The 23935-nt window shown below is 68.0% G+C and carries 11 protein-coding genes and 1 pseudogene; 5 read left to right on the top strand and 7 right to left on the bottom strand.

All coding sequences use genetic code 11. From position 1 onward, the window contains the following. Positions 1-8: 8 nt before the first annotated feature. The 7 genes and pseudogenes from M2352_RS23515 to M2352_RS23540 form a co-directional block, all read right to left on the bottom strand. On the bottom strand, positions 9-2345 hold the full coding sequence (locus M2352_RS23515; RefSeq protein WP_264666963.1) for a hydantoinase B/oxoprolinase family protein: 2337 nt from the start codon (positions 2343-2345) through the stop codon (positions 9-11). An 11-nt stretch (positions 2346-2356) separates the two neighbouring features. Then, on the bottom strand, positions 2357-4504 hold the full coding sequence (locus tag M2352_RS23520; protein ID WP_264666964.1) for a hydantoinase/oxoprolinase family protein: 2148 nt from the start codon (positions 4502-4504) through the stop codon (positions 2357-2359). Positions 4505-4856: 352 nt separating this feature from the next. Further along, positions 4857-5573: an O-linked N-acetylglucosamine transferase family protein gene (locus M2352_RS26640; protein ID WP_406567321.1), complete on the bottom strand. Its 717-nt coding sequence runs from the start codon at positions 5571-5573 to the stop codon at positions 4857-4859. Continuing rightward, positions 5557-6900 (bottom strand): annotated as a pseudogene (locus tag M2352_RS26645) (O-linked N-acetylglucosamine transferase, SPINDLY family protein); the annotation flags it as partial. The pseudogene M2352_RS26645 and the gene M2352_RS26640, both read right to left, overlap by 17 nt. After that, a complete protein-coding gene (locus M2352_RS23530; RefSeq protein ID WP_264666966.1) occupies positions 6897-8684 on the bottom strand; it encodes a tetratricopeptide repeat protein in 1788 nt (595 codons plus the stop codon). The gene M2352_RS23530 and the pseudogene M2352_RS26645, both read right to left, overlap by 4 nt. A gap of 19 nt (positions 8685-8703) precedes the next feature. Further along, positions 8704-10476: a ShlB/FhaC/HecB family hemolysin secretion/activation protein gene (locus M2352_RS23535; RefSeq protein WP_264666967.1), complete on the bottom strand. Its 1773-nt coding sequence runs from the start codon at positions 10474-10476 to the stop codon at positions 8704-8706. A 91-nt stretch (positions 10477-10567) separates the two neighbouring features. Beyond that, positions 10568-16993 (bottom strand): two-partner secretion domain-containing protein, encoded by a 6426-nt coding sequence (locus tag M2352_RS23540; protein WP_264666968.1) that lies wholly within the window; start codon positions 16991-16993, stop codon positions 10568-10570. Positions 16994-17588: 595 nt separating this feature from the next. On the opposite strand from M2352_RS23540, the gene M2352_RS23545 reads away from it, so the two are divergent. The 5 genes from M2352_RS23545 (at position 17589) to M2352_RS23565 (ending at position 23928) form a co-directional block, all read left to right on the top strand. Continuing rightward, positions 17589-18464 (top strand): LysR family transcriptional regulator, encoded by an 876-nt coding sequence (locus tag M2352_RS23545; RefSeq protein WP_264666969.1) that lies wholly within the window; start codon positions 17589-17591, stop codon positions 18462-18464. A 214-nt stretch (positions 18465-18678) separates the two neighbouring features. After that, positions 18679-20613, top strand: a complete 1935-nt coding sequence (locus tag M2352_RS23550) for a sigma-54-dependent Fis family transcriptional regulator (RefSeq protein ID WP_264666970.1) — start codon at positions 18679-18681, stop codon at positions 20611-20613. A gap of 194 nt (positions 20614-20807) precedes the next feature. Beyond that, positions 20808-21851, top strand: a complete 1044-nt coding sequence (locus M2352_RS23555; protein ID WP_264666971.1) for an ATP-NAD kinase family protein — start codon at positions 20808-20810, stop codon at positions 21849-21851. Positions 21852-21872: 21 nt separating this feature from the next. Continuing rightward, entirely contained in the window at positions 21873-22856 is a 984-nt protein-coding gene (locus tag M2352_RS23560; RefSeq protein WP_319802065.1) for a thiamine pyrophosphate-dependent dehydrogenase E1 component subunit alpha, read from the top strand. 43 nt (positions 22857-22899) lie between these two features. Beyond that, positions 22900-23928, top strand: coding sequence for an alpha-ketoacid dehydrogenase subunit beta (locus M2352_RS23565; protein WP_264666972.1), 1029 nt, complete (start codon positions 22900-22902; stop codon positions 23926-23928). Positions 23929-23935 lie beyond the last annotated feature (7 nt).

Consider the following 23935-nt stretch of genomic DNA (forward strand, 5'->3'; position numbering starts at 1 on the left):
CGGCTGGATCACTCTTCGACCTGGACGACGGTCCTGACGTCGGGCAGCAGCGACAGGTCCATGCGGTGCTTGGCGCCGTAGGTGGGGACGTCCAGCTCCTCCTCCCGCAGTTCCCAGCCCGCCGGGAGATTCCAGAATTCCTTGAATTCCTTGGTGAATTTCTCGGAAAGGGCGAAGCTGGTGGCGAACATGTGGCGCACCTGCACCGAGGCGTGCTTGTCGATGATGCGCTGGCGTTCCTCCTTCATCCATTCGCGGGTCGGCAGGGCGCGGGCCAGACGCTCCTTGCGGATCTCCGCCCGGCGGGCACGGGTCGCGGCCTCGTCCACCGTGAACACGCCGTGGGTGTCCTGGGTGAAGACGGCGCCATAGACCTTGCGGGCATAGTCCGGCAGCAGGAACTTCTGGTTCAGATCCGCCTCGATGGCCTTGGGCTCGCGGTCGATGGGGTCGCCGAAGCCGGGGCCGCCGCGCAGATAGTTCAGATACAGATCGTGGTTGTCGTAGCAGTCCTCGGTGGTGATGCACTGCTTGTCGCGCTTCACCACGGCGGTGGCGTCGATGTGCTTTTCGTAGTCGGGGTGGGTGGGGTCGAGATCACCGCCGGTGGGCAGCGTGTCGCCGCTGGCGATGCGGTCGGCCAACCCGGTCTTGTGGGCTTCGAAACGGTAGCCGGTGGCCGACGGGTACCCGCCCATCATGCCCCAGTCGCTGTTCATGAAGCCGTTGCCCATGAAGAACATGGTCCAGTCCTGGGCGTTCCACACCATGCGCAGCGTCTCGAAACCGCAGCCGCCGCGGTACTTGCCGTAGCCGCCGGAGTTGGCCTTGACGTTGCGCCCCAGGTACAGCAGAGGCTCGGCCATCTCCCAGATTTCGATGTCGCCCATGTCGCCTTCGGGGTTCCAGATGGCGGCGGCGTGGTTCAGCCCGTCCTTGATGGCGCTGGCCCCCGTCCCGCACGAGGACGCCTCGAAGCTGTTGACCGCGTGGATCTCGCCGTCCTGGTTGATGCCGCCCCCCTGCAGCCAGTTGGAGGTGTTGGCGTTGCCGGCGTTCACCTCTTCCAGATAGCCGCGGCTGAAATAGGCTTGCCCCAGCCCGCGCCACAGGGCGGCCCAGCCGGACACCAGGAAGTGCCAGGCATAGGCGTGGCCGGTGCGCCGGTCGTCGGGGTTGCACCATGTGCCCTTGGGCAGGCGGAAGTCGGTGGCGAAATAGGCGCCGTCGTTGATGCGCTGGGTCGGCACCAGGGTCTGGCACATCATCACCCAGATGCCCGAGGTGAAGGCCACCTGATGGGCGTTGAAGGTGTGCCAGCCCCAGCGGCTCGCCCCCTCGAAGTCCAGCTTCCAGCTTCCGTCCTTGCGGATGGTCATCTCGCAGGGGGAATGCATGATGGAGTCGAGCTTGGCGAAGGCCGACGACACCTGAACGTCGGGATGCTTGTAGGGGACATCGACGAACGACACCTTGCGGTACTTGCCCGGCAGGGTCATGGCCTTGATGCGGCTCATCAGACCGCGGCGGCCCTCCTCGATGACCTCGAAGGCGAATTTCTCGTACGCCTCGATGCCGTCGGCGCGGATGACCTCCTCCACCAGATCGCGGATCATGTGGCAGCCGGCGATGCGGGTGCGCTCGTCGAGGATCCAGTACTTGGGCGTGCGCACCGAGCGCTGGGATTCATGCAGCCAGTCGCGCAGCGGCGTGTCGTTCACCCCGGTCTTGCGGCAGGTGATCATGTAGCCGTCGCCGAAGCGCTGCACCTGCCCGGTGGACATGGACCCCGGCGTCACGGCGCCGGTGTCGATGACGTGGGTCACGCCGCCGACCCACCCGATCAGCCGGCCTTCCCAGAAGATGGGCACGATGGTGGCGATGTCGCACGGGTGGACGTTGCCGATGGCGCAGTCGTTGGTGGTGAACATGTCGCCGGGGTTGATGCCGGGATTGGTCTCCCAATCGTTCTCGATCATGTATTTGATCGCGGCCCCCATGGTGCCCACGTGGATGATGATCCCGGTGGACGTCAGAACGCAGTCGCCCGCCGCGTTGTAGAGGGTGAAGCACAGCTCGCCCTCCTGCTCGACGATGGGGCTGGCGGCGATCTTCTTGGCGGTTTCGCGGGCGTGGACCAGACCGCCGCGCAGCTTTGAGAACAACTTTTCATAGCCGATTGGGTCGCTGTCGCGCAGCTCCAGCGTGTCCAGGCCGTTGTAATGGCCGGTGTCCTGGGTGCGCTTGATGATGCCGTCGCGGAACTGCTTCAGCGTCTGGCCGTTGCCCAGCAGGTCGGGAGAGCCGGAGCCGCCCAGGGTGCCCTTGGTGTTGACATAGTTCATGGCCGGTCTCCTCACTTCACTTCCTTGAGATGGAACAGGCGGTGCTTGTCGATGAAGGTCTCGAAGCCGTCGGGAACGACGAACGTGGTGGCGTCGGATTCGATGATGGCGGGGCCGACGATGTGGTTGCCGGCCTTCAGGGCCTCCATCTTCCACACCACCGCGTCCACCCACCGCTTGTGGCGGTAGAACGGGCGGCTGCCGATGCGCGCCTCGGCGGGGGGCACCGGGCCGGCGTCGGGGTCTTCCGGCAGCACCGGCTTTTGCGTGGCGACGGTGCCGCGCAGGATGGCGCCGGTGATGGAGAAGCCCAGTTCGGGGGAGCGGGCCGAACTGGCGTAGACGCGGCCGTAGGTGGTTTCGAAGGCGTCAACGATGCTGTTCCAATCCGCCGCCGTGGCGGCGGTGGACACCGGGGACACGATTTCCAGATCGTTGAGCTGGCCCATGTACTGCATCTTGAAGCCGGGGATCAGCAGCACGTCTTCGGGCTTGAAGCCGTTGATGACGAACTCGTCGATCACCTTGACCGCCAGTTCGGACCAGGCGTCCTGCAGCGTCTTGCAGGCCGCGGCCTTCTGGTCGTCGCTGGCGAACTGCGGCAGGCCCAGATCCACCGACTTGTCGTAGCGGTATTCGAAATCGGCGCAGGCGCAGCCGAAGGCCGAGAAGCCGGCGGCCCAGGCGGGGACCACCACGTCCTTGAAGCCCACCCCCTCGGTGTAGCCATAGGTGTGGACCGGGCCGGCACCGCCATAGGAGAAGCAGGTGAAGTCGGCGGGGTTGTAGCCCTTGGCGCTGATGTTGGCGCGCAGATATTCCGACAGGGTGAGGTCCAGCAGCTCGATCACCCCCGCCGCGGCGTCCTCCACCGACAGGCCGAGCGGATCGGCGAGCTGTTCCTTGATGTGCCGGCGGGCCCGCTCCACGTCGAGCTTGATGGCGCCGCCCAGGAAATTGTCGGGGTTGAGGTAGCCCAGCACCACGTGGCAGTCGGACACCGACACCGTGTCGAGACCGCTGTCCGCCCAGCAGGTGCCGACCCGGTAACCGGCGCTGTCCGGCCCCAGCTTGATGGATTTGCTGTAGGGATCGAGCCGGACGAAGCTGCCGGCCCCCGCCCCCACCGAATCCATGGCGACCAGCGGCAGCGACAGCACCAGACGGGCCATGTCCGGGTCGGATTTGATGGCGAAATTGCCCTTGGTGATCAGCGCCACGTCGAAGCTGGTGCCGCCGATGTCGGAACAGGCGATGTTCTCGTCGCCCAGCGCCTCGCCCAGCAGCTTCGAGCCGATCACCCCGCCGATGGGGCCGGACACGATGGTGCGGGCCAGTTCCTTGGCCTTCCAGCTGATGGTGCCGCCATGGGTGGCCATCACGCGCAGATCGAACTTGCCGCCGTGCTTGCGGAAGCGGTCGCTGACCTTCTTCAGCGTCTCGCGCGACGGCTCGGCGCCGTACGCCTCCAGGATGGTGGTGTTCATCCGGTGGCTTTCCTTGCGCGACGGATAATAATCCACCGAGGCAAAGACCGGGATGTCGGCCCCCAGCGTCTTCAGCTCATCCCGCACCACGTCGCGGGCGCGCTGCTCGCTGGTTTCGTTCTTGTGGGACTGCAACAGACAGATGACGATGGCCTGCGATCCGGCCTCCACCAGTTCCCGCACCGCCTGCCGCACCTCGCCTTCGCGCAGCGGAATGACGATGCGGCCCTGCACGTCGGTGCGTTCGGTCACGCCGCGGGTGCGCGACACCGGCACCAGCGGTTCGTCGTAACGGTGGGTGTTGAGGTGGATGCGGTCTTCCAGCGCATAGCCCAGATAGCTTTGCAGGGCACGGCCCATGGAATGGATCTGCTCGAACCCGCGGTTGCAGATCAGCCCGACCTTCAGGCCCTTGCGCATCAGGACACGGTTGAGCATGGCCGTGCCGGAATAGACGCAGGTCACCAGCTCGGGATAAACATCGTCCACCGTGCGCTGCCAATGGGCCAGCGCATCGACCGACGAATTGTAGATGGCCAGGGATTCGTCGCCCGGATTGCTCTGCGCCTTGCCGACCACGAAGCGGCCATCGGCACGGACGAAGAAGGTATCGGTCATCGTGCCGCCGGCATCGATGCCCAACACCTCGACGGGGATAGTCTGATGTCCCACTGTTTCCTCCGGTGAAATTGCTTTTCTGGAGGCTGCGGCCAAAATCGGCGAACACCGCTCCGGCCGAGCCTGCTTCTCTAGAGCAAGGCCCGTGCCATTCTTTTCTTTGCAATTAACCGATTGGAAAATATGAATTTCAGGAAATCTACCCCACAGTATTGCGGAGGCTTTTCGCGTATGCGGGAATGCTCTTCGCGTCCGCAAATCGGCCGTTCGACGTGACCGGGCGTGGGAGGGGGGCAGAGGCAGCCCCACAGCCCCTTCGAACAGCGAGGGGCTTGTGGAGGCGTAGCCGCGTGGGAGAACGCACCAGGGCCGCACCGCCCCTGCCGGGCGTTGCGTTCAAGCGGTCTCAGCCAGGGGGCAAGAACGCGCCTTCCGGCGGATGAGCGTTGGAAAGCGTGAAGCACCGATCCTCGAACCGGCGGGCGAAGGTCCGCCCGTCGCACAGAAAGGACGCTTGCAGACGCGCGCGCAGGCCGGCACGGATAGCGGCGAGCCCCTGCGGATCGGCGGCGAGGGCGGCGGCCTTGGCGGCAAAGCCATCGGCATCGTCGGCGATCCATTCCGGCAGCCCGGCAGCGGTCAGCAGGCTGGCGCCCACCCGTGCGGCATGGGCCTCGCCGGGCAGAGTCAGCACCGGCACCCCCATCCACAGCGCCTCGCACGTCGTCGTGGTCCCGTTGTAGGGGATCGGGTCCAGGGCGATGTCGATGGCGCCATAGGCATCCAGATGGCCGAAATGGTTGGGGATGTGTGGCAGCAGGGCGATGCGCGCGCCGTCGATGCCATGGCCGGCGAACAGCGTCAGCACCCGCGCCTTCACCGCCGGGTCGGCCAGCACCGCCGCCTTCAGCACCAGCCGGCTGCCGGGGACCGCGTGCAGCACCCGCGACCACAACGCCGCGGTGGCACCGTTCAGCTTGCTCAGTGCGTTGAACGACCCGAAGCTGACGGTTCCCCGCTCCAGCACCGGGGGGGGGCAGCGGATCGGGCGTCGGCCCCAGCGGGCGGTAGCACAGGAAATGCTCCAGCCGCTCCAGCCGCTCCACATGCCGCCGATCGGCATCCCCCGGCGGGTCGGCGGCGGCGTCGGTGAAACGCACGTCCACCGTTGCCAGCCCGGTGGTGGCGGGATAGCCCAGCCATGTGGCCTGCACCGGCGCCGGCCGGCGGGCGAACACGTCCAGCCGGTTGCGCGCCGTGTGCCCGGCCAGATCGACCAGCAGGTCGATGCCGTCGCCACGGATCATGTTCGCCGCCGCATCGGCGTCCATCCCGGCGACAACGCGCCAATGATCCACCTGCCGCCGGACGATGCCGGTGACCACATCGGCCCTTTCGACGTTGGAATAGGCGAACAGTTCCACCCGGTTGCGGTCGTGGTGCTCCAGCAGCGGCAGCAGGAACATCGCCACCGAATGCAGACGGAAATCGGGGGAGACATAGCCGATGCGCAGCCGCTGGCCCGTCAGCGGCACCGCCGGGACCGGCGCCGGCGGCACCCCGCCCCGCTCCCGCAGGTACGCATCCCCCCACCGCCGGTGGCGGCCATACACCTCGCCGGCGGTCAGGGTGTCGGAATAGTTCAGTGCCATCAGCAGGTTGCTGTCGATGGCCCCGGCGTCGGGCAAAAGGGCGCGCGTCTTCTCATAGGTGTCCAGCGCCAGCGCCGCCTGTCCGGCGGCCTGATGGGCCGAGGCAAGGCCGAACAGCGCCTCGGCATAATCCGGGCGGATCTCCACCGCCTTGGCAAAGGCGGCAACCGCCTCCCCCACCCGTCCCATCCGCACCAGCGCCAGGGCCAGATTGTTCCAAACGCCTGCGTCCCGCGGCTGGCGCAGCAAGGCCTGGCGCAGGTAGGTCTCCGCCTCCGGCAGGGAATCGGCGTTGAGCGCCGCCGTGCCGGTCAGGAAGATCAGGTGCTGGTTGCCGGGATCGGTGGCCAGCCAATCGCGGTAAAGGGCGAAGGCCGCATCCGCCTGCCCGGCACCCAGCAGCACCGAGGCCAGATTGTGCCGGGCCTCGGCATAGCCGGGCCGCTCGGTGATGGCCCGCTGAAAGGCGGCGGCGGCATCGTCGGCACGGCCACAGCCGGCCAGCGTCACGCCCAGACTGTTGTAGGCGTCGGCAAAGCCGGGAGCACGCAGGATGGCCGCCCAGTACGCCCGTTCCGCCCCCGCCGGATCGCCCGCGCGGTGCAGCGCCTGCCCCAGATTGTAATGACATTCCGCTGTCCCGCCCCCGGCGGCGATGGCCGCCTGGAACAGGGTGGCGGCGGTGGCCGGGTCGCCCTCCAGGGCGGCGGCGATACCGGCCCGGTACAGGGCCCGGGGGTGGCGAGGCCCCGCAGGCGTCTCACCGGCCGTGGATGCACCGGAATCCGGGCCGGTCATGGGCCGCGCCCTTCCAACCGGGTCAGGGCCACCGGATCCAAGCCGGCCAGCCGCTGGGCCACGGCGGCCATCACCGCACCCCAATCGCCGGGGACCGGCTGGCGGAACAAGGTCATGGTGGGATACCAGGGGCTGTCGGTGCGCGCCAGCATCCAGCGCCAGTCGGGGCTGAACGGCAGCAGCGTCCACACCGGCACCCCCAGCCCGCCGGCCAGATGCGCCGCCACGGTGTCCACGGTGATCACCAGATCCAGATTGGCCATCGCCGCCGCGGTGTCGGCAACGTCATGGAGCAGCGGCCCCAGCGGCACCACCCCCGGCGGATCGTCGGGCGCGCCCCCCGGTGCGTCCTTGTGCAGGGAGAAGAAGGTCATGCCGGGCACCGCCAGCAGCGGCGCCAGCCGGTCGGGGGGCATGGAGCGGTCGCGGTCGCGGCTGTGGGTGGGGCGCCCGCGCCATGCCAGCCCCACCTTCAGCCGGCCGCCCGCCGCGGCGTCCAGCCGGTCGCGCCACAGCCGGCGGCGGAACGGGTCGGCGTGCAGATAGGGCACGGCGGCGGGAATGGTGTCCAGGCGCGTGCCGAACCGTTCCGGCAGGCTCATCAGCGGCACATGCATGGCGAACGGCAGACCGTCATGCACATGGGCAGGAGAGACGGACCGCGGCACCACCCGCACCCCCGTCCCGCCCAGGCTGAACCACAGCAGGGTGAACAGCGGCCCCTGCGCCTCGAACACCACCTCGTACCCCCGTTCGGCCAGCAGGGGCAGGTAACGGATGAACTGCAGGGTGTCGCCCAGCCCTTGCTCGGCGGTGACCAGCAGGGGGCCGCCAACGGCGTCGGGGTTTTCCCTCCTCCACACCGGTTGGGAGAAGGGGCGCAGGTCTTCGCCGAAACCCGGCCAGCGCCAGCGCCATTCGTGCTCCGCCCACCCCCGTTCGAAATCGCCGCGCAGCAGCAGGCACAGGGCGAGGTTCCAGTGGGCCGCGGGGAAATCGGGTTGAAGGATCAGCGCCTTGCGATAGCAGCTCTCGATATCCGCCAGGGGATCGAGCGCCTGCCGGGCGTTGCCCAGCGTCACCAGGGACGCCGCGGTTTCCAGGGTGCGGGCCTGATCGGGGGCCGCCGCTTCCGCCTCCCCCGTGCCGCCCAGCCACGCCAGCGCCAGCCCCAGGTTGCTTTCCGCCTCGCCGTAGCTGGGATTGATCGCCAGGGCGCGGCGGAAGCTGGCGGCGGCGGCACGGTAATCCCCGGCCCCCAGTTGGGCGTTGCCCAGGTTGCTGTGAGCCTCGGCCTCGCCGGGGTCGCCATCCAGCAGGGCGGTCAGCCGTTCGATGGATTCGGCGTGGCGGCCCAGGGCCTGCAAGGTGGCACCCAGGTTGGCGGCGGCGGCCCGGCTGCGGGGAAACCACTCCAGCGCCTGCCCGAACGCGGCCAGCGCACCGTCGAAGTCGCGCCGGTCGTAGAGAATCCGGCCCAGATGGACGGCGGTGTCGGCGGCCTGCTCCGCCTGTCCGTCGGCGGCCAGGGCGTGCGCCAGATTGTGGGCGGCCTCCACGTTGCCGGGGGCCATGTCCAGCGCCTGCTCCAGGAACACCAGCGCCTCGCCGGTGCGGCCCATCTGGGCCAGCACCGTGCCCACCAGCGCGCTGAGGTTGGCGTCCTGGGGACGGGCGGCCTGAAGCTGGCCATAGAGGGACAGCGCCTCTTCCAGCCGCCCCTGCTGGTGACAGGCGGCGGCACGGCGAACGGCGTCCTCGAACGACAGCGCGGGTGCGGACACGGATAAGCGTTCCTTATGCTCAATAGGCGAGTGTGACGCCGACGTGGAGGCGGTCGCTGTTGGTGTTGCCAAGGCCGGTGCCCGGCATGGCGTGGCCCCAGTCGAGGCGCAGGGAACCGTAGGGCATCTGATAGCGCAGCCCCAGCCCGACGCTGGACAGGGTCCAGGCACTCTTGGACCCGGCGAGCGGGCGCTTCTCCGACACCCGTCCGTAATCCCAGAAGGCGAACAGATCCAACGCGTCGTCCTCGGCACTGCCCAGACCCAGCAGGGCGGCGGGGGAAAGGGTCGGTGCGTGGAGTTCGTTGGTCAGCAGCACCCCCTGGTCGCCGTTGGCCTCCCGCTCGCCATAACCGCGCACGCTGTCCGCGCCGCCGGCGCCGAGCTGTTCCGACGACAGCAGGTTGGTGCTGGCCCACTGTCCCTGCACCCGCGCCACCCACGCGAGATCCTCGGGCAGGTCGAACCGGCGCTGGAGGCTGGCGCGCAGATAGGCGTAGCGGGCATCGGCATAGCTCCGCCCGATATGGGTGGACGAGGGACGGAACGCCGCGGTGGTGTTGTCGTCCGACAGCCCGCCGGGGCTGTAGAACAGGTTGACCGCCAGCCCGGTGCTGCCCCAGGTGTCGGGCCGGGTGGCGGAATAGCCCACCACCCCCTGGATGACCTCGGTGAAGCCCGACGACACGCTGATGCCGCCGAACTCCAGATCGTTGTTGGTGCGCTTGAAATCGGCACCGAACTCCAGGCTGTGGGTCACGGTGTCCAGCTTGGGCAGGCGCAGGGCGTAGCGGGCGGAGACCTGCGCGCTTTCCCCCGCCTGGCTCAGCGTGCCGCCCAGCTTGGGCAGGCTGCGGGAATGGCTGCCCATCAGCGTCAGCGTGTCCCGCCACGGCAGCGGGATCTGATAGGTCAGCGCGTGCGCGGTATAGCGCCCGTCGCCCGGATGCAGGAAGGCGTCGGGGCTGGTGGTGTACTGGTACGACATCAGGTGCCCCAGCCCCAGGGCATTGCCCCAGTTGACGCCGGCCAGCATGCGGTTCTCGCTGGTGGTCTTGGTGCCGGTGTTCTCGAACCCGCCGAACACCCGCAGCGGCAGCCGGTCGCGGGTGCGCAGCACGATGTCGCTTTCCCCCGGATTGGCGCCGCGCTGATAGACCAGATCGGTGCGGCGGAACGGGTTCTCGTTCAGCCAGTTGACGTCGTCCAGCAGGCTCTGGCCGCTGATGGTGTCCCCCCGCTTGGTGCGCACCGCCGACAGCAGCAGGCTGTCGGCGAACCACTCGTTGCCTTCGGTGGTGACGGCGCCGGCCTTGAATTCCATCACCACCATCTGGACGGTGCCCGACGCGATCTTCTGCTCCGGCACCACCACGTCCACCAGCGGGCGGTCGTGCTCGCGGAAATAGAGCACCGTCTTGCGCACGATCTCGTTGAGAAGGTCCAGCGTGACGGGACGGCCCAGATAGGGGGCCATCAGGGCGGTGAAGGCGTCGGCGTCCATCACCGCGCCGTCGGCGATGGACACGCCCGGGCGGCTCACGCCGGTCTTCACCACCTGATCGGCCCGCCCGACGAAGGCCAGACCGGTCAGGGCCGGCACCAGCACCTTCTGTCCTTCCGGCAGCGCCGGGGCCACCGGCGGGGCGGGCAGGTTCTGCTGCGGCGCCGGAGTGGCCGGCTGGTGCGGCGCGATGCGCTCGAAATTCTGCGCCAGGGCCGCAGGGGCCGTTCCCGACAGCAGCATGGCAGCAAGAAGAAGGCGGCGGCTGCCACGGGACAGGTTCGTCATGACCGGAAAGCTTCCTGTGTTGGATCGCCGAAAGGAACGGTGGGGACCGGTGGCGGATGGCGTCAGGGGGTGGGGCATGAACCGCACGTCCTTACCGGGCGGGCGGGTTGCCGCCGTCGGTGCCGTCTGCGGCCACGCCCCCGCCGCCCCGTGCCACCACCGTGCTCTGCACCGGCTCGTCGGCGCGGAAGGTGGTGAAGCTGGATGCGAAGGCCAGCGTCCCGCCGCCGCCCGTTCCTTCCACCGTGGCGGTGGCCGGGGAGGTGGAACCGGAGAAGCCCGCCGGCTGGCGGAACACCACCATGAAGCCACCCGTGGACAGGCTGTTTTCCACCGCACTGCCGATGGACGGCGCCGTGCCCAGGCCGGCATCCACCACCACGGGCGCATCGCCTGCCAGACGGCTTCCCAGGGGGGCCGTGCCGACCCAGCCGCCGGCCGAGGCCGTGTTCACGGCCGTGACCCGGTTGCCCGCGGCCGTGCCGGAGCCGGCGGATGCCGAACCCGGCCCCGACAGGCCCCCCGACACGCCGCTGGAGGAGCCCAACAGGGCGCCGCCGCTGCTGGTCATCGGCGTGGTCACCACCGGCAGCGTGTTGAGCAGCGCGGTGACGGACGTTCCACCGGTCCCCGACGGCGTGACCGTCAGCCGGCCCGCGGCGTTGCCGTTCGACGCCAGCACGTAATTGCCGGCATCCCGCCCGGTCAGCCCGGTCACCCGCAGGGTGTAGGACCCGATCCCCAGCGCCGACGGCGGGACGAGGTTGCCGGACGCATCGAAGGCCGACAGGACCGCGTCCACCTGATCCCCGTTCGCCAGCCCGTTCAGCGTCACGGTCCAGGAACCGGCGGTGCCGAAGGTGCTGGTGGCGTCGGGCACGGACCACGTGAGCGCCCTGCCCTCCACCGTGTACGAGGCGGCAGTCAGCGCGTAATTGCCGGCATCGCGGCCGATGAGCGACAGGCCGGTCACCGCCTTGCCGCTGTCAACCCCCTTGCTGCCGAGGATTCCGGTGCCGCTCAGCGCCACCTCGTCGCCGCCGGCGACACCGGCGAGGCTGAGGCCGGTGGTGCCGGTGGTGCCGTCATAGATTCCGCTGCCGGTGGCGGTCACCGCGCGGGTGGCGACGCTGTAGCCGGAGGTGCCGCTCAGCACATAGTTGGACGCCCCGCGGCCGGTCAGGGACAGGCCGGTGATGGTCTTGCCGGTCCCGGCGTTGCGGTCGGACAGCACGCCGGTCCCGCTGAGCGACACATCGTCGCCGGGCATCAGCCCCGCCAGGGACAGGCCCGACACCGCCGTGGTGCCGTCATAGACCTTGCCGCCGGTCAGGGTCAGCACCCGGGCGACGATGGTCAGGGTGGCGGTGGTGGACCCCAGGGTGTAGCCGCCGGCCACCGACAGTTTCGACAGGTCGAGGGCGATGGTGTAGCGCCCCACGCCGCTGCCGGCAAAGGCGGTGGTGGAGAACAGCGGCGTGCCGCTGAGCACCGAGGCCAGCGTGTCCGTCCCCAGCAGCCCCGACGCCCCATAGGTAAAGCTGGGCAGCGCGTCGCCATAGGTGATGGTCACGTCGAACGGCGACAGCGTCAGCACGGTGCTGCTGGGGGTGGTCGGCGTGGTCGGGGTGACCGGCGTGGTCGGTGACGTCGGCTCCGACGGGGGGGGCGGAGGCGGAGGCGGAGGAGGGGGAGGCGGAGGGGGCGGAGACGGCGGGTTGGGATCGGCGTCGCTGTACAGCAGTGTATTGGCGGAACCGGCCACCGATCCCGGCGGGGTGCCGGCATAGGTGGTGGTGTAGCGCACGGTTCCGCTCAGGCCGCCCAGGGTGTTGCCTGCCGGATTCCTGGCATAGACCAGCCAGCGCCCGTTCGCCGCGCTCAAGGCCGACGCGGAGCCGTTGTTGATGAAATTCCCGCCGGAGGTTGCCGCCAGCACCAGCGCCGCCCCGCTGCCCGATGCGGCCAGGGTGGCGCCGGGGTTGATGATGATATCCCCGCCGTCGGGACCGGCGTTTTCCACCGTGATGGTGCCGGCGGTGATGCCGTCGAGCGTGATGTCGCCGCTGGCCGTGTTGGTGTTGCCGGTGCCGGTGTCCAGGGTCAGTGTCACGGCCCCCGTCCCGGCGTCGATGGTCTTTCCCGCCGCCATGGTGATGACCGCGGCCCCGCTGTCGCGGGCGGTGTTCACCACCCCGGTGCTGGCCTTGGCGTTGGCCAGCACGGTGAAGGCGCCGTTGTCGGTGACGATGTTGGCGTTCAGCAGGATCGACCGCCCCGCCCACAGGCTGAAGGCGCCGCCGTTGCCCGCAGGGTTGTTGACGGTGATGTCGCTGTCCACCGTGATGTCGGTGTTTGCCTGCAAATTCAGCGCCGTGCCGGTGTTCAGCACCGCCGTCACCGCGTCGGGGTGGATGGTGATCGTCTGATCCTGGGCGCGGGCATAGGTCAGCAGAGTGACCGGCAACCCGACATAGACCCGCCCGGCAACCGAGGCGGACGCGCCGTTGTGGGCCAGGATAAGGGTTCCGTCGTTGCCGGCGGCGTACAGGGTCAACCCGCCGATGCCCACCCCGCCCAGAATCTGGCTGCCGCCCCAGCCGATAAAGCTGTTCACCGGCGATATCATGCCGGTGAGCGCTTTGCCGGTGCTGCTCCAGGCGGCGGCGCCGACCATCATGCTGGTCGGAGAGGAGGAATAAAGGGAGGCTGCATAGACATAACCCCCGTTGCTCAGAGGAACGACGGTGGCGCCCAGGCCGGCCATCATCGCCGAGCCGACGAGGCTGTTGCCGGCGGAGACGGCGCCGGTGATCCCTGCCGTTCCGCTGCCCCAGGTCATCGCACCGGCGTCCATCAGGACGCCGTTGTCCCAAAGGGCTGTGAATGCGGTGTAATCACCGTTGGCCAGCGCCTTGATTTCGCTGCCCACGCTATCGTTCGGGTTGGTCCCGACAAGGCTGTTGCTGGAGGAAACCGCCCCGGCAACCCCCACCGTCCCGTTCCCCCAGGTCACGGCGCCGACGCCGGCCACCGCACCATCCGTCCAGAAGGGACTCCCCACGGCATAATTGCCGTTGCCGGTCAGCGCGGTAACGGAATAGCCGACCCTGTCATTGGTGGAGATACCGACAAGGCTGTTGCCGGCGGAAACAAACCCGGTCATTGCCGCCGTACCGTTGCCCCAGGTCACCGCACCGGCGTTGGCCGCCGCCCCGTTCGTCCAATACGAACTGGCCGTGACATAGTTGCCGTTGCTCAAGGCGATGATCTGCGAGCCGATCCGATCCTGGGCACTCCCGCCGACGAGGCTGTTGGCGGAGGAGACGTAACCGGCAACGCCGGTGCTGCCGTTGCCCCAGGTCACCGCACCGGACTTGCTGACGGTGTCGTTCCAGTCGGGGCTGCCCACGACATAGTTGCCGTTGGTCAGCGGAACGATCAGCGAGCCGACATGGCTGAAGTGCGTCAGGCCCACGAGGCTGTTGGTGGTGGTAACGATGCCGGTGACGCCGGCGGTGCCGTTGCCCCACGTCGCCGCACCGTTCTCGGCCCCCATCCCGCCGTCCTTCCAGGAGGGGCTGCCGACGACGTAGTTGCCGTTGGTCAGCAGGGCCGTGACCGTCGTGCCGACCTTGTCGTCGGCATTGACGCCGACAAGGCTGTTGGAGGAGGAAACGACGCCGACGGCGGTCCCCGTCGCAGCACTGCCCCAGGTCACCGCCCCGGCGTTGCTCGCGCCACCGTTCTTCCAGGACGTGCTGGAGACGACGAAGTTACCGTTGCTCAGAATGGTGGCGGCGCTGCCAATCCTGTCCCCGGCGGTGCTGCCGCCGAGGCTGTTCGCAAACGGTCCTGCCAGGAAGGGCTGGTCCCCCGTCCATGTCGTGGCAGCGCCGTTGCCCCAGGTCACCGCGCCGCGGGCGCCGTTCCACTCAGGGCTCAGGATGAGGTAGTTACCGTTGTTCAGCGGGACGATCGACGAACCGATCCGGTCATTGGGGACCGAACCGAAAAAGCTTCCGGTAATGGCCGATGACGAATCCGTGCTGTCGTTGACCCCGGCAACCCCGACCGTGCCGTCGCCCCAGGTCACGATACCGGCATTCGCCCCGCCGTTGTACCAGGACGTGCTGGAAACCACATAGTTGCCGTTGGTCAGGGCCGTGACCGTCAGGCCGACCCCGTCATTGGCCAGAGCGCCGACGAGGCTGTTGGTGGTGGTAACGATGCCGGCGATGCCGGCCGAGCCGTTGCCCCACGTCGCCGCACCGGCACTGGTCCCCGGCCCGTTGCTCCACGAGGGGCTGTACGCCACATAGTTGCCGTTGGTCAGGGCCGTGACCGCGGACCCGATCTTGTCGCCGGCACTGCTGCCGACAAGGCTGTTGCTATCGGACACCAGCCCGGCGGTCCCCGCCGTGCCGTTGCCCCAGGTCGCGGCACCGGCACTGGCTTCCGGACCGTTGATCCCGACGGGAGCGGTCCAATCGGGACTTTGGACGACGTAGTTGCCGTTGCCGGTCAGGGCCGTGACCGCAGACCCGACCTTGTCGTTGGGGGTGCCGCCGACAAGGCTGTTGGCGGCGGAAACGATGCCGGCCACTCCGGCCGAGTTGCTGCCCCAGGTCGCCGCCCCGGCGCTGGTCATGCCGTCGTTGGCCCAGGACGGACTTTTGATGACATAGTTTCCGTTGCTCAGAACGGTGATGCCGCCCCCGCCGACGGCATCGCCGTTGTCGGAGCCGGTCAGCATGCTGATCAGCGCCCCGGTCAGCCCGTTGAACAGATACACCGCCCCGGCCGTGTTGCCGCCCACGACCGCGTTGGGATTGGTCACCACCACGTTGCCGTTGGCCAGGGAGGCGATGGCCGTGCCGTATCCCGACGTGGTGTCGCTGTTGGGATCGATGAGCTGGTACTGGGGCAGGAGACCGCCGGAGCTGCTGATGACGATGTTCTTGGGATCGAGCAGCAGCGTGCCGGCCTGTCCGTGATCCGACCCGGCGTCGCCGGTACCGGCGAACACCAGCGTGTCGTGGGACGACACCTCGATCAGCCCGCCGGCCCCAGTGCCCATACCGCGTGCCGAAGCCTTGCCGTAGAAGTCGGTCTTGCCCTCCGACCACACGATGATCCGCCCGCCGGCGGCCCCGGCCCCGGCCCCGTCGGCGTGCAGGCTGGTGGTGCCGCTGACCAGCACCGACCCGGCCTTCAGCATGGCCCCGCCGCCCTGGTAGTCGCCGCCCACGCGGATGCTGCCGCCCTGGGCGACGCCCGAGGTTCTCAGCACCGCATCCACCAGATTGATGGTGGAGCCGAACAGGTCGATGGACCCGCCGGAACCGCCAGCGGAACCGGCCCGGTGGAGGCCCGAGGTGAACAGGGTGGAGTCAGCCTCCCCGCTCGCCACCGTGATCGTGCCGCCATGGGCAAAGCCATGGGCCGACAGCTCCGAACCGCTGGTGGCGACGTAGCCCTTGCCATAGGCGACGTCGATCGACCCGCCGGCCCCGATCGTGCCCTCGGCGGCGATCCTGCCCTGGTTCGACACTTGGCGCGCCGCCACCTTCACCGTGCCGCCGCGGGTGCCGCTGGCCGACACCGTGCCGGCGTTGACGGCCATCTTCCCCTTGCCCGCCGACACGGTGACCGCGCCGCCGGAGCCGTCGGCGTTGGTGGCGGCGATGGTGCCGGTGTTCTGTACGTGGCCGTCGCCCGCCGACAGCCACGCCTCGCCCGCACGGGTCTCGCTGCCGGTGGCGCGCACGATGCCGCCGTTGTTGCCGGCCAGTGCGTAGATGTTGCCGCCCGCCGCCTTCAGCTCCGCCTGGGCCGCCTGGATGGTGCCCTGATTGTCCACCTTGCCGGGGCCGACCCGCACCATCACCCGGCCGTTGCCGGTGTCGTTGCTTTCGGTCAGCAGCACCTCGTGCCCACCGGCCAGCGCCGCCGTGCCCTTGGGTGCGGAGATGGTCCCCTTGTTCGATACCTCCCGCGCGATCAGCAGCACGTCACCGCCCGACGACGAGATGGAGCCGAGGTTTTCCACCCTGGCGGTGCTGTCACCCTTGAAGGTCAGCGCCCGCCCGCTCAGGAAGTCGTCGTTGGTGACGTCGTGGGTGCTGGCCACGAAACTGCCGCCGGTGGTCACGGTGCCCGTCGGACCCACGACCACCCCGTTGGGATTGATCAGGTACAGCGACCCGGTGGCGCTCAGCCGCCCCATGATCGACGACGGGTCACCGCCGGTCACGCGGTTCAAGGTGGCACCGCTGCCGTTGTCGAAGGCAACCGTTCCCCCCTGACCGATGGAGAAGCTGTTCCACGAGACGATGCCGCGTCCACCCGGCTGCGTCACCGTCATGGTGGAACCATTGGTGGTGATGGTCCCGCCGCCCGCGGTGAAACCACCCCCCTGGGGCAGAACCTGTCCTGCCGCCGGAACCGCGACCAGCAGGAGGCTCGTCAGGCAGGTCGTTTCAAGGGCTACTTTCCGCCATATCGTCGGCATCATCGCATCCGCCATCAGGTCTTGAGGGTTGGGCCGCTTCGGGTCAAAGGGGACTTGTCGTTCGAAGGTCCGCACGAGCGTGCAGGAAGGCACGAGGAAGCATTCCCATCACGCAAGCGATGAGTCCGCCGAAATAAATCTATGGTTTTCAGGTATTTTCTTGGCAGAAATACCAAAAATCGTCAAAAATACAAAGAAAATCCAATATTTATTATAATTATTTACTTCTATTGCTCGCGCTTCTCGATTGAAGCGCCGACATTATTCCGTCTTTCCTTCATCATCAGCAGGTTAACCTCCTGTGCTACCAACAGCGGCACCGCAGGGGATATCCGGCGGACAGGCAACCAGGACAGGCGGTATCAATGTTTCGGCGCCCCCTCCTAAAAGGCACCCTGGCACGCACTTTAATTACAAACAGAGGCTGTTGGAATTAAATATTTATAATAGATATTATTAGTTACGATTATATTCCAGTTCTCTTCCCGAACTCGATTCTTTATTCCTGCCAGCATGACGTATCCGTGAAGACGGTTACTCACACGCTGAAACAGCTTTTCTTGACATGCTCTTTGAATAAGCTTTATCAACCTGAGTTATGATGCTCCGCGGCTTTGATCTGAACCTTCTCGTAATCCTGGAAACGGCTCTTTCCGAGGCGTCCATCACACGTGCCGCCAAGCGCTTGCGCCTGACCCAACCGGCGGTTTCACAGGCGCTGGCACGGGCGCGGGAGCTGTTCGGCGACGAGCTGCTGATACGCAAGGGGCCGGGGATGGTGTTGACGCCCCGTGGCCGCAGCCTGCTGCCGGAGCTGAAGGAGTTTTGCACAAAGGCCGAAGCCCTGCTGTCTTCGACCGAATTCGATCCGCTCTCGGCGGAAAAGAGCTTCGTCGTCACCGCCAACGACGTATCGGAGCTGCTGATTCTGCCGCCTGTGATTGCCGCCGTTTCCCGCATGGCCCCCCGGTGCCGGTTCATCGTGCGGTCGGTGGAGCCGGTCTTCATCGACCACACCGTCGATCTGGCGGTCATCGGGGCGCCGCTTCCCGATGGCTCCTTCTCGTCGGCCGATCTTTACGAAGACCATTTCGTGATGCTTGCCCGCCCCGACCATCCGGCCCTGAAGGGGCGAATGTCTCCCGAAGCCTTCGCGTCCCTGTCCCACGCTCTTGTGTCCCCAACGGGCCAGGGGATCGCCGGCCCCATCGACATGGCCCTTCAGAAACTGGGATTGGCGCGGAAAATCGCCCTGTCCGTGACCCGGTTCACGACGCTTCCCAAAATTCTCGCATCGACGGACTTCGTGTCTGCCGTCCCATCCCGGTTTGCCGCACTTCCTGAAGTGCAAAGCTTCTGCCGGTCGCACCCCCTCCCGTTCGAAAGCCCCCGATTCCGTATGCGCCTTCTGTGGCATCGTTCGCGCGATACCGATCCGGCACACAAATGGCTGCGGGAACTCTTTCTCACGTAAAAAACGCTTAACTCCTCAGCCGCTGCCCTCCGGCGGATCGCCCATCAGCCCACCGCGAGGCAGGGGTGAACCTGCGCCGGATTTCCCGGAGTCATCCCAACCGCTTACCATACTATTGCACAAATTGCCTATGGCGCAGGGGACTTGATATATTGCTCTGATTTGGGCTTGGTTGGCGCGGCCGCTTGACCGCGCCCCCAGGGAGGATACGCTGATGGAGAACGCCAAAGCGGCGCACATCAACGAGTTGGTGCGTGTTTCCGAAGGCATCGCGTCGAACCGCGACGCCATCATCGCCGAATCCTGGCGGCGCTGCGTGGCGGACCACAAGCTGGACCCGACCATCGGACGGGAGGCCTATATCCTGCCCCATGAGCGGCTGTGCCTGCACCGCGATGCCATGGACGAGTTTCTGCGCATGGCCCGTTTCGGACTGGAGGCGTTGTACCGGCAGGTGGCCGGCATGGGTTATGCCCTGCTGCTGACCGACAGCAAGGGCATCACCGTCGATTTCATCGGCGACCGCGCCAGCGACAGCGACCTGCGGCGGACCGGGCTTTACCTGGGTGCCGATTGGAACGAGGGGCGGGCGGGAACCTGCGCGGTCGGCACCTGCATCGCCACGGGCGAGGCGTTGACGGTCCACCAGACCGATCATTTCGACACCACCCACATTCCCCTGACCTGCACGGCGGCCCCGGTCTTCGACAGCGGCGGGATGCTGGCGGCGGTGCTGGACATTTCCGCCCTGCGCTCGCCGGAACCGAAGATCAGCCAGTATCTGGCGCTCCAGATGGTGCGGTCCTACGCGCACAAGATCGAGAACGCCAACCTCTACAACAACTTCCGCCGGGACTGGGTGGTCAAGCTCTCCGCCTCCCTGGAATTTGCCGAGGTGGACCCGGATTTCGTGATCGCGGTGGACGGCGCCGGACGGATCATCGGCTTCAACCGCCGTGCCGGCCAGTTGCTCGCTGCCGAGGGCGGGAGCCGGACGCCGCTGCTCGGGCGCTCCTTCTCCGACCTGTTCGACTGCCACGTGGACGATCTGGTGCGGTTCGTCCGCTCGCTGCCGACCGATCAGCGCACCCTGCGGCTGCGGCGCAGCGGAACGCCCCTGTTCGCCCAGGCGATGCCGCCTCCGGCGATCACCGTGCCCCGCCCCCGCGGCACCGACGAGCAGCGCCTGCCCAAGCCGCTCCAGGCCATATCCGGCGGCGATCCGGCCCTGCACGGGGTGCTGAGCCGCGCGGCGAAGCTGGTGAACACGCAGATGAGCCTGCTGATCCACGGCGAGACCGGCACCGGCAAGGAGCATCTGGCCAAGGCCCTCCACCGGTCCAGCGTGCGGGCGGGCAAGCCCTTCATCGCGGTGAACTGCGCCGCCCTGCCGGAAGCGCTGATCGAAAGCGAGCTGTTCGGGTACGAGCCCGGCTCCTTCACCGGCGCCACGGCGCGGGGCAAGAAGGGGCTGATCCTGGAGGCCGACGGCGGCACGCTCTTCCTCGACGAGATCGGCGACATGCCCCTGTCGTCGCAGACGCGCCTGCTGCGCGTGCTGGCGGAGCGGGAGGTCACCCCCATCGGCCGTACCAAGGCGGTGTCGGTGGACATCCGCGTGATCGCCGCGACCCACCGGGATCTGGTGGATCTGGTCAAGGCCGGGCGGTTCCGCGACGATTTGTATTTCCGTCTCAACGGGGCGGTGTTCACCGTGCCGCCGCTGCGCCAGCGCGGCGATCTGGACTGGCTGATAAACCGGCTGCTGGCCGAGCGGGCCGGACGCGACGGCATCAGCTACACCCTGGCCGCACCGGCGCTGGCCGCCCTGCGCGCGCACAGTTGGCCGGGAAACGTCCGCGAGCTGGTCAACGCCCTGGATTACGCCTGCGCGGTCAGCACCGACGGGATGATCGAGCTGGCGGACATCCCCGAACCCGTGCAGCGCACCGGCGTGTTCGATGCCTGGCCGGCGGGGGCCACGGCCCTGGTGCCGGACCATGCCGACCCGCCCGCCCATCTGCGTGACCTGCTGCGGCGGCTGCACTGGAACGTGTCGGCGGTGGCGCGGGAAATGGGCGTGGACCGCTCCACCGTCCACCGGCAGATGCGCCGCTTCGGCATCGTTCCGCCGCACCGGCTCGACTGACAGCGCCACAATCCTAGGATTGGCACCGCCACACCTGTTGCATGCACCGTGCAACAGGGTGTGCCACAGGTGGGGTGGACGCAACACCATCACCCAACGCCCAAGCCCTTGGAAAACCTGCCGTTCAGCGGTGCCCACGGTTTGGCACGGCCTTTGCCATTGATCCCTCGCAACGCCAGTCCGGGGGGATCATCGTGGCACCAGCCGTGGGCATCATCGCCAATCCAGTTTCCGCACGCGACATCCGCCGGGTGGTCGCGAACGCGGCGAACCTTCAGATCGCGGACCGCGCGAACATCGTCCTGCGGGTGCTGGCGGCGCTGCGGTCCTGCGGGATCACGGACGTGGTGATGATGCCGGAGCACGGCGGCATCGGGCGCCATGTGGCGCGCGGGCTGGCGCGGGCGGCCGCCCACGGCGATGCCCCCTACCCTGCCGTCCACCGCCTGTCCATGCCGGTCACCGGCACCGTCGCCGACACCCACCGCGCCGCCGCCGAGATGCGCCGGGCGGACGTCGGGGCCATCGTCGTGCTGGGCGGCGACGGCACGCACCGCGCGGTGGCGGCCCACTGCGGCGCCGTGCCCATCGCCGGGATATCCACCGGCACCAACAACGCCTTTCCCGAACACCGCGAGGCGACCGTCACCGGGCTGGCGGTCGGGCTGGCCGTCACCGGGTGTGTGCCCGCCGCCGTTGCCTTTGCCGCGAACAAGCGCATCGACGTCGCCATCGATGGCGGCGTGGAGGACATGGCGCTGGTCGATGTGGCGCTGGTCACCGAACGCTGCGTCGGCGCCCGCGCCTTGTGGAAGCCCGAGAGCTTCCGCGAACTGTTCGTCACCTTCGCCGATCCCGAGGTCATCGGCATGTCGGCCATCGCCGGCCTGCTGGAGCCGGTGGGCCGGACGGAGAGCGGCGGGCTGATGGTCCGCCTCGCCGCCCCGCAGGGCGCGGCCACGGTGCTGACGGCCCCCATCGCACCGGGGCTGATGGCGCGGGTCGGCGTCACCGACTGGCGCCGGATGCCGGCGGGCGTGCCCTTCGTACCCGAGGTGAAGGCCGGCTCCATCGCGCTCGACGGCGAGCGGGAAATCACCGTTTCGGTGCGGAACCGCGTGTCCCTGACCTTGCAGGACGCGGCCTTCCTCACCGTGAACGTCGGCGGCTGCATGCGGCACGCCGCCCAGAACAGGCTGCTGGCCAGCGTCCCGGCGCCGGCCATGGCCGAACATTAAAATCTTTAGGGAGAAACATCCGTGAGCGACAACCCCTTTCCGCTGGCCAAGGCCGACCTGCTGCAAGCCTATCGGACCATGCGGACCATCCGCGAGTTCGAGGAGCGGCTGCACATCGACTTCGCCAAGGGCGACATCCCCGGTTTCGTGCATCTCTATGCCGGCGAGGAGGCGTGCGCCGCCGGCATCATGATGCACCTGAACGACAACGACCGCATCGCTTCCACCCACCGCGGCCACGGCCATTGCATCGCCAAGGGCGTGGACGTCCACGAGATGATGGCGGAGATCTATGGCCGTTCCACCGGCGCGTGCCGGGGCAAGGGCGGGTCGATGCACATCGCCGATCTGTCCAAGGGCATGATGGGGGCCAACGGCATTCTGGGCGCCGGGGCGCCGCTGGTCTGCGGGGCGGCATTGGCGGCCAAGGTGCGGGGCGACGGCGGCGTGGGCATCACCTTCGTCGGCGACGGCGCGTCGAACCAGGGCACCTTCCTGGAGAGCATGAACCTCGCCGCCGTGTGGAACCTGCCGGTGGTCTTCGTGGTGGAGAACAACGGCTACGCCGAATCCACCGCCATGGAATGGGCGGTCGCCTGCGACAGCTACATCGACCGCGCCACCGGCTTCGGCCTGCCCGGCGTGACGGTGGACGGCACGGATTTCTTCGCGGTGTACGAGGCGGCGGGCGAGATCATCAAGCGCGCCCGCGAGGGCGGCGGCCCGGCGCTGCTGGAATGCAACATGGTCCGCTTCTACGGCCATTTCGAAGGCGATGCCCAGACCTACCGCGCCAAGGGCGAGATCGAGAACCTGCGCGCCCACCGCGACTGCCTGAAGCTGTTCGCCCAGCGCCTGACCGAGGCCGGCACCGTCATCCCCGCCGAGCTGGAGGCCATCGACCGCGCCGTGGGCGATCTGATCGAAGACGCCGTGCGCTGCGCCAAGGCGGCCCCGCTGCCCGCCGCCGCCGACCTACTGACGGATGTGTACATCACCTATTGATGCCGTCACCCCCTTCAAGAAAAAAGCACCGGAGGAAACCATCGTGTCCCGCAAGATCAGCATGAAGACGGCCATCAACGAGGCTCTGGACCTCGAAATGCGCCGCGACCCGACCGTCATCCTGATGGGTGAAGACATCGTCGGCGGCACCGGCGCCCCCGGCGAGGACGACGCCTGGGGCGGCGTGCTGGGTGTCACCAAGGGCCTGTTCGCCAAGCACGGCAACCGGCTGATGGACACCCCGCTGTCGGAATCCGCCTATATCGGGGCGGCCATCGGCGCCGCCACCTGCGGCCTGCGCCCGGTGGCCGAGCTGATGTTCATGGATTTCATGGGCGTCTGTTTCGACCAGATCTTCAACCAGGCGGCCAAGTTCCGCTACATGTTCGGCGGCAAGGCCCAGACGCCGGTGGTCATCCGCGGCATGGTCGGCGCCGGCTTCCGCGCGGCGGCCCAGCATTCGCAGATGCTGACCCCGCTGTTCACCCACATCCCCGGCCTGAAGGTGGTCTGCCCGTCCAACGCCTATGACGCCAAGGGTCTGCTGATCCAGTCGATCCGCGACAACGATCCCGTCATCTTCTGCGAGCACAAGAACCTGTACGGCCATGAAACCGAGGTGCCGGCGGAATCCTACGCCATCCCCTTCGGCGAGGCCAACGTGCTGCGCGACGGCGGCGACGTGACCATCGTCAGCTACGGCCTGACCGTCCACCGCGCCCTGAGCGCCGCCGATGCCCTGGCCCGCGACAAGGTGGAGGCGGAGGTCATCGACCTGCGCACCCTGTCGCCCATCGACTGGGACACCATCATCGACAGCGTGGAGCGCACCGGACGGCTGGTGGTGGTGGACGAGGCGCACCCGCGCTGCAACCTCGCCACCGACATCTCGGCCTTCGTGGCGCAGAACGCCTTCGGCGCGCTGAAGGCCGGCATCCAGATGGTGACCCCGCCGCACACGCCGGTGCCGTTCTCGCCGTCGCTGGAAGACCTCTACATCCCCAGCGCCGACGCCATCGCCGCCGCCGTCCGCCGCACCCTTCCCCCGTCGCGCACCGTCGCCGCCGCCTGATCCCGGA

The organism is Azospirillum fermentarium, from assembly GCF_025961205.1.
In the GTDB taxonomy this organism is placed as follows: Bacteria; Pseudomonadota; Alphaproteobacteria; order Azospirillales; family Azospirillaceae; genus Azospirillum; species Azospirillum fermentarium.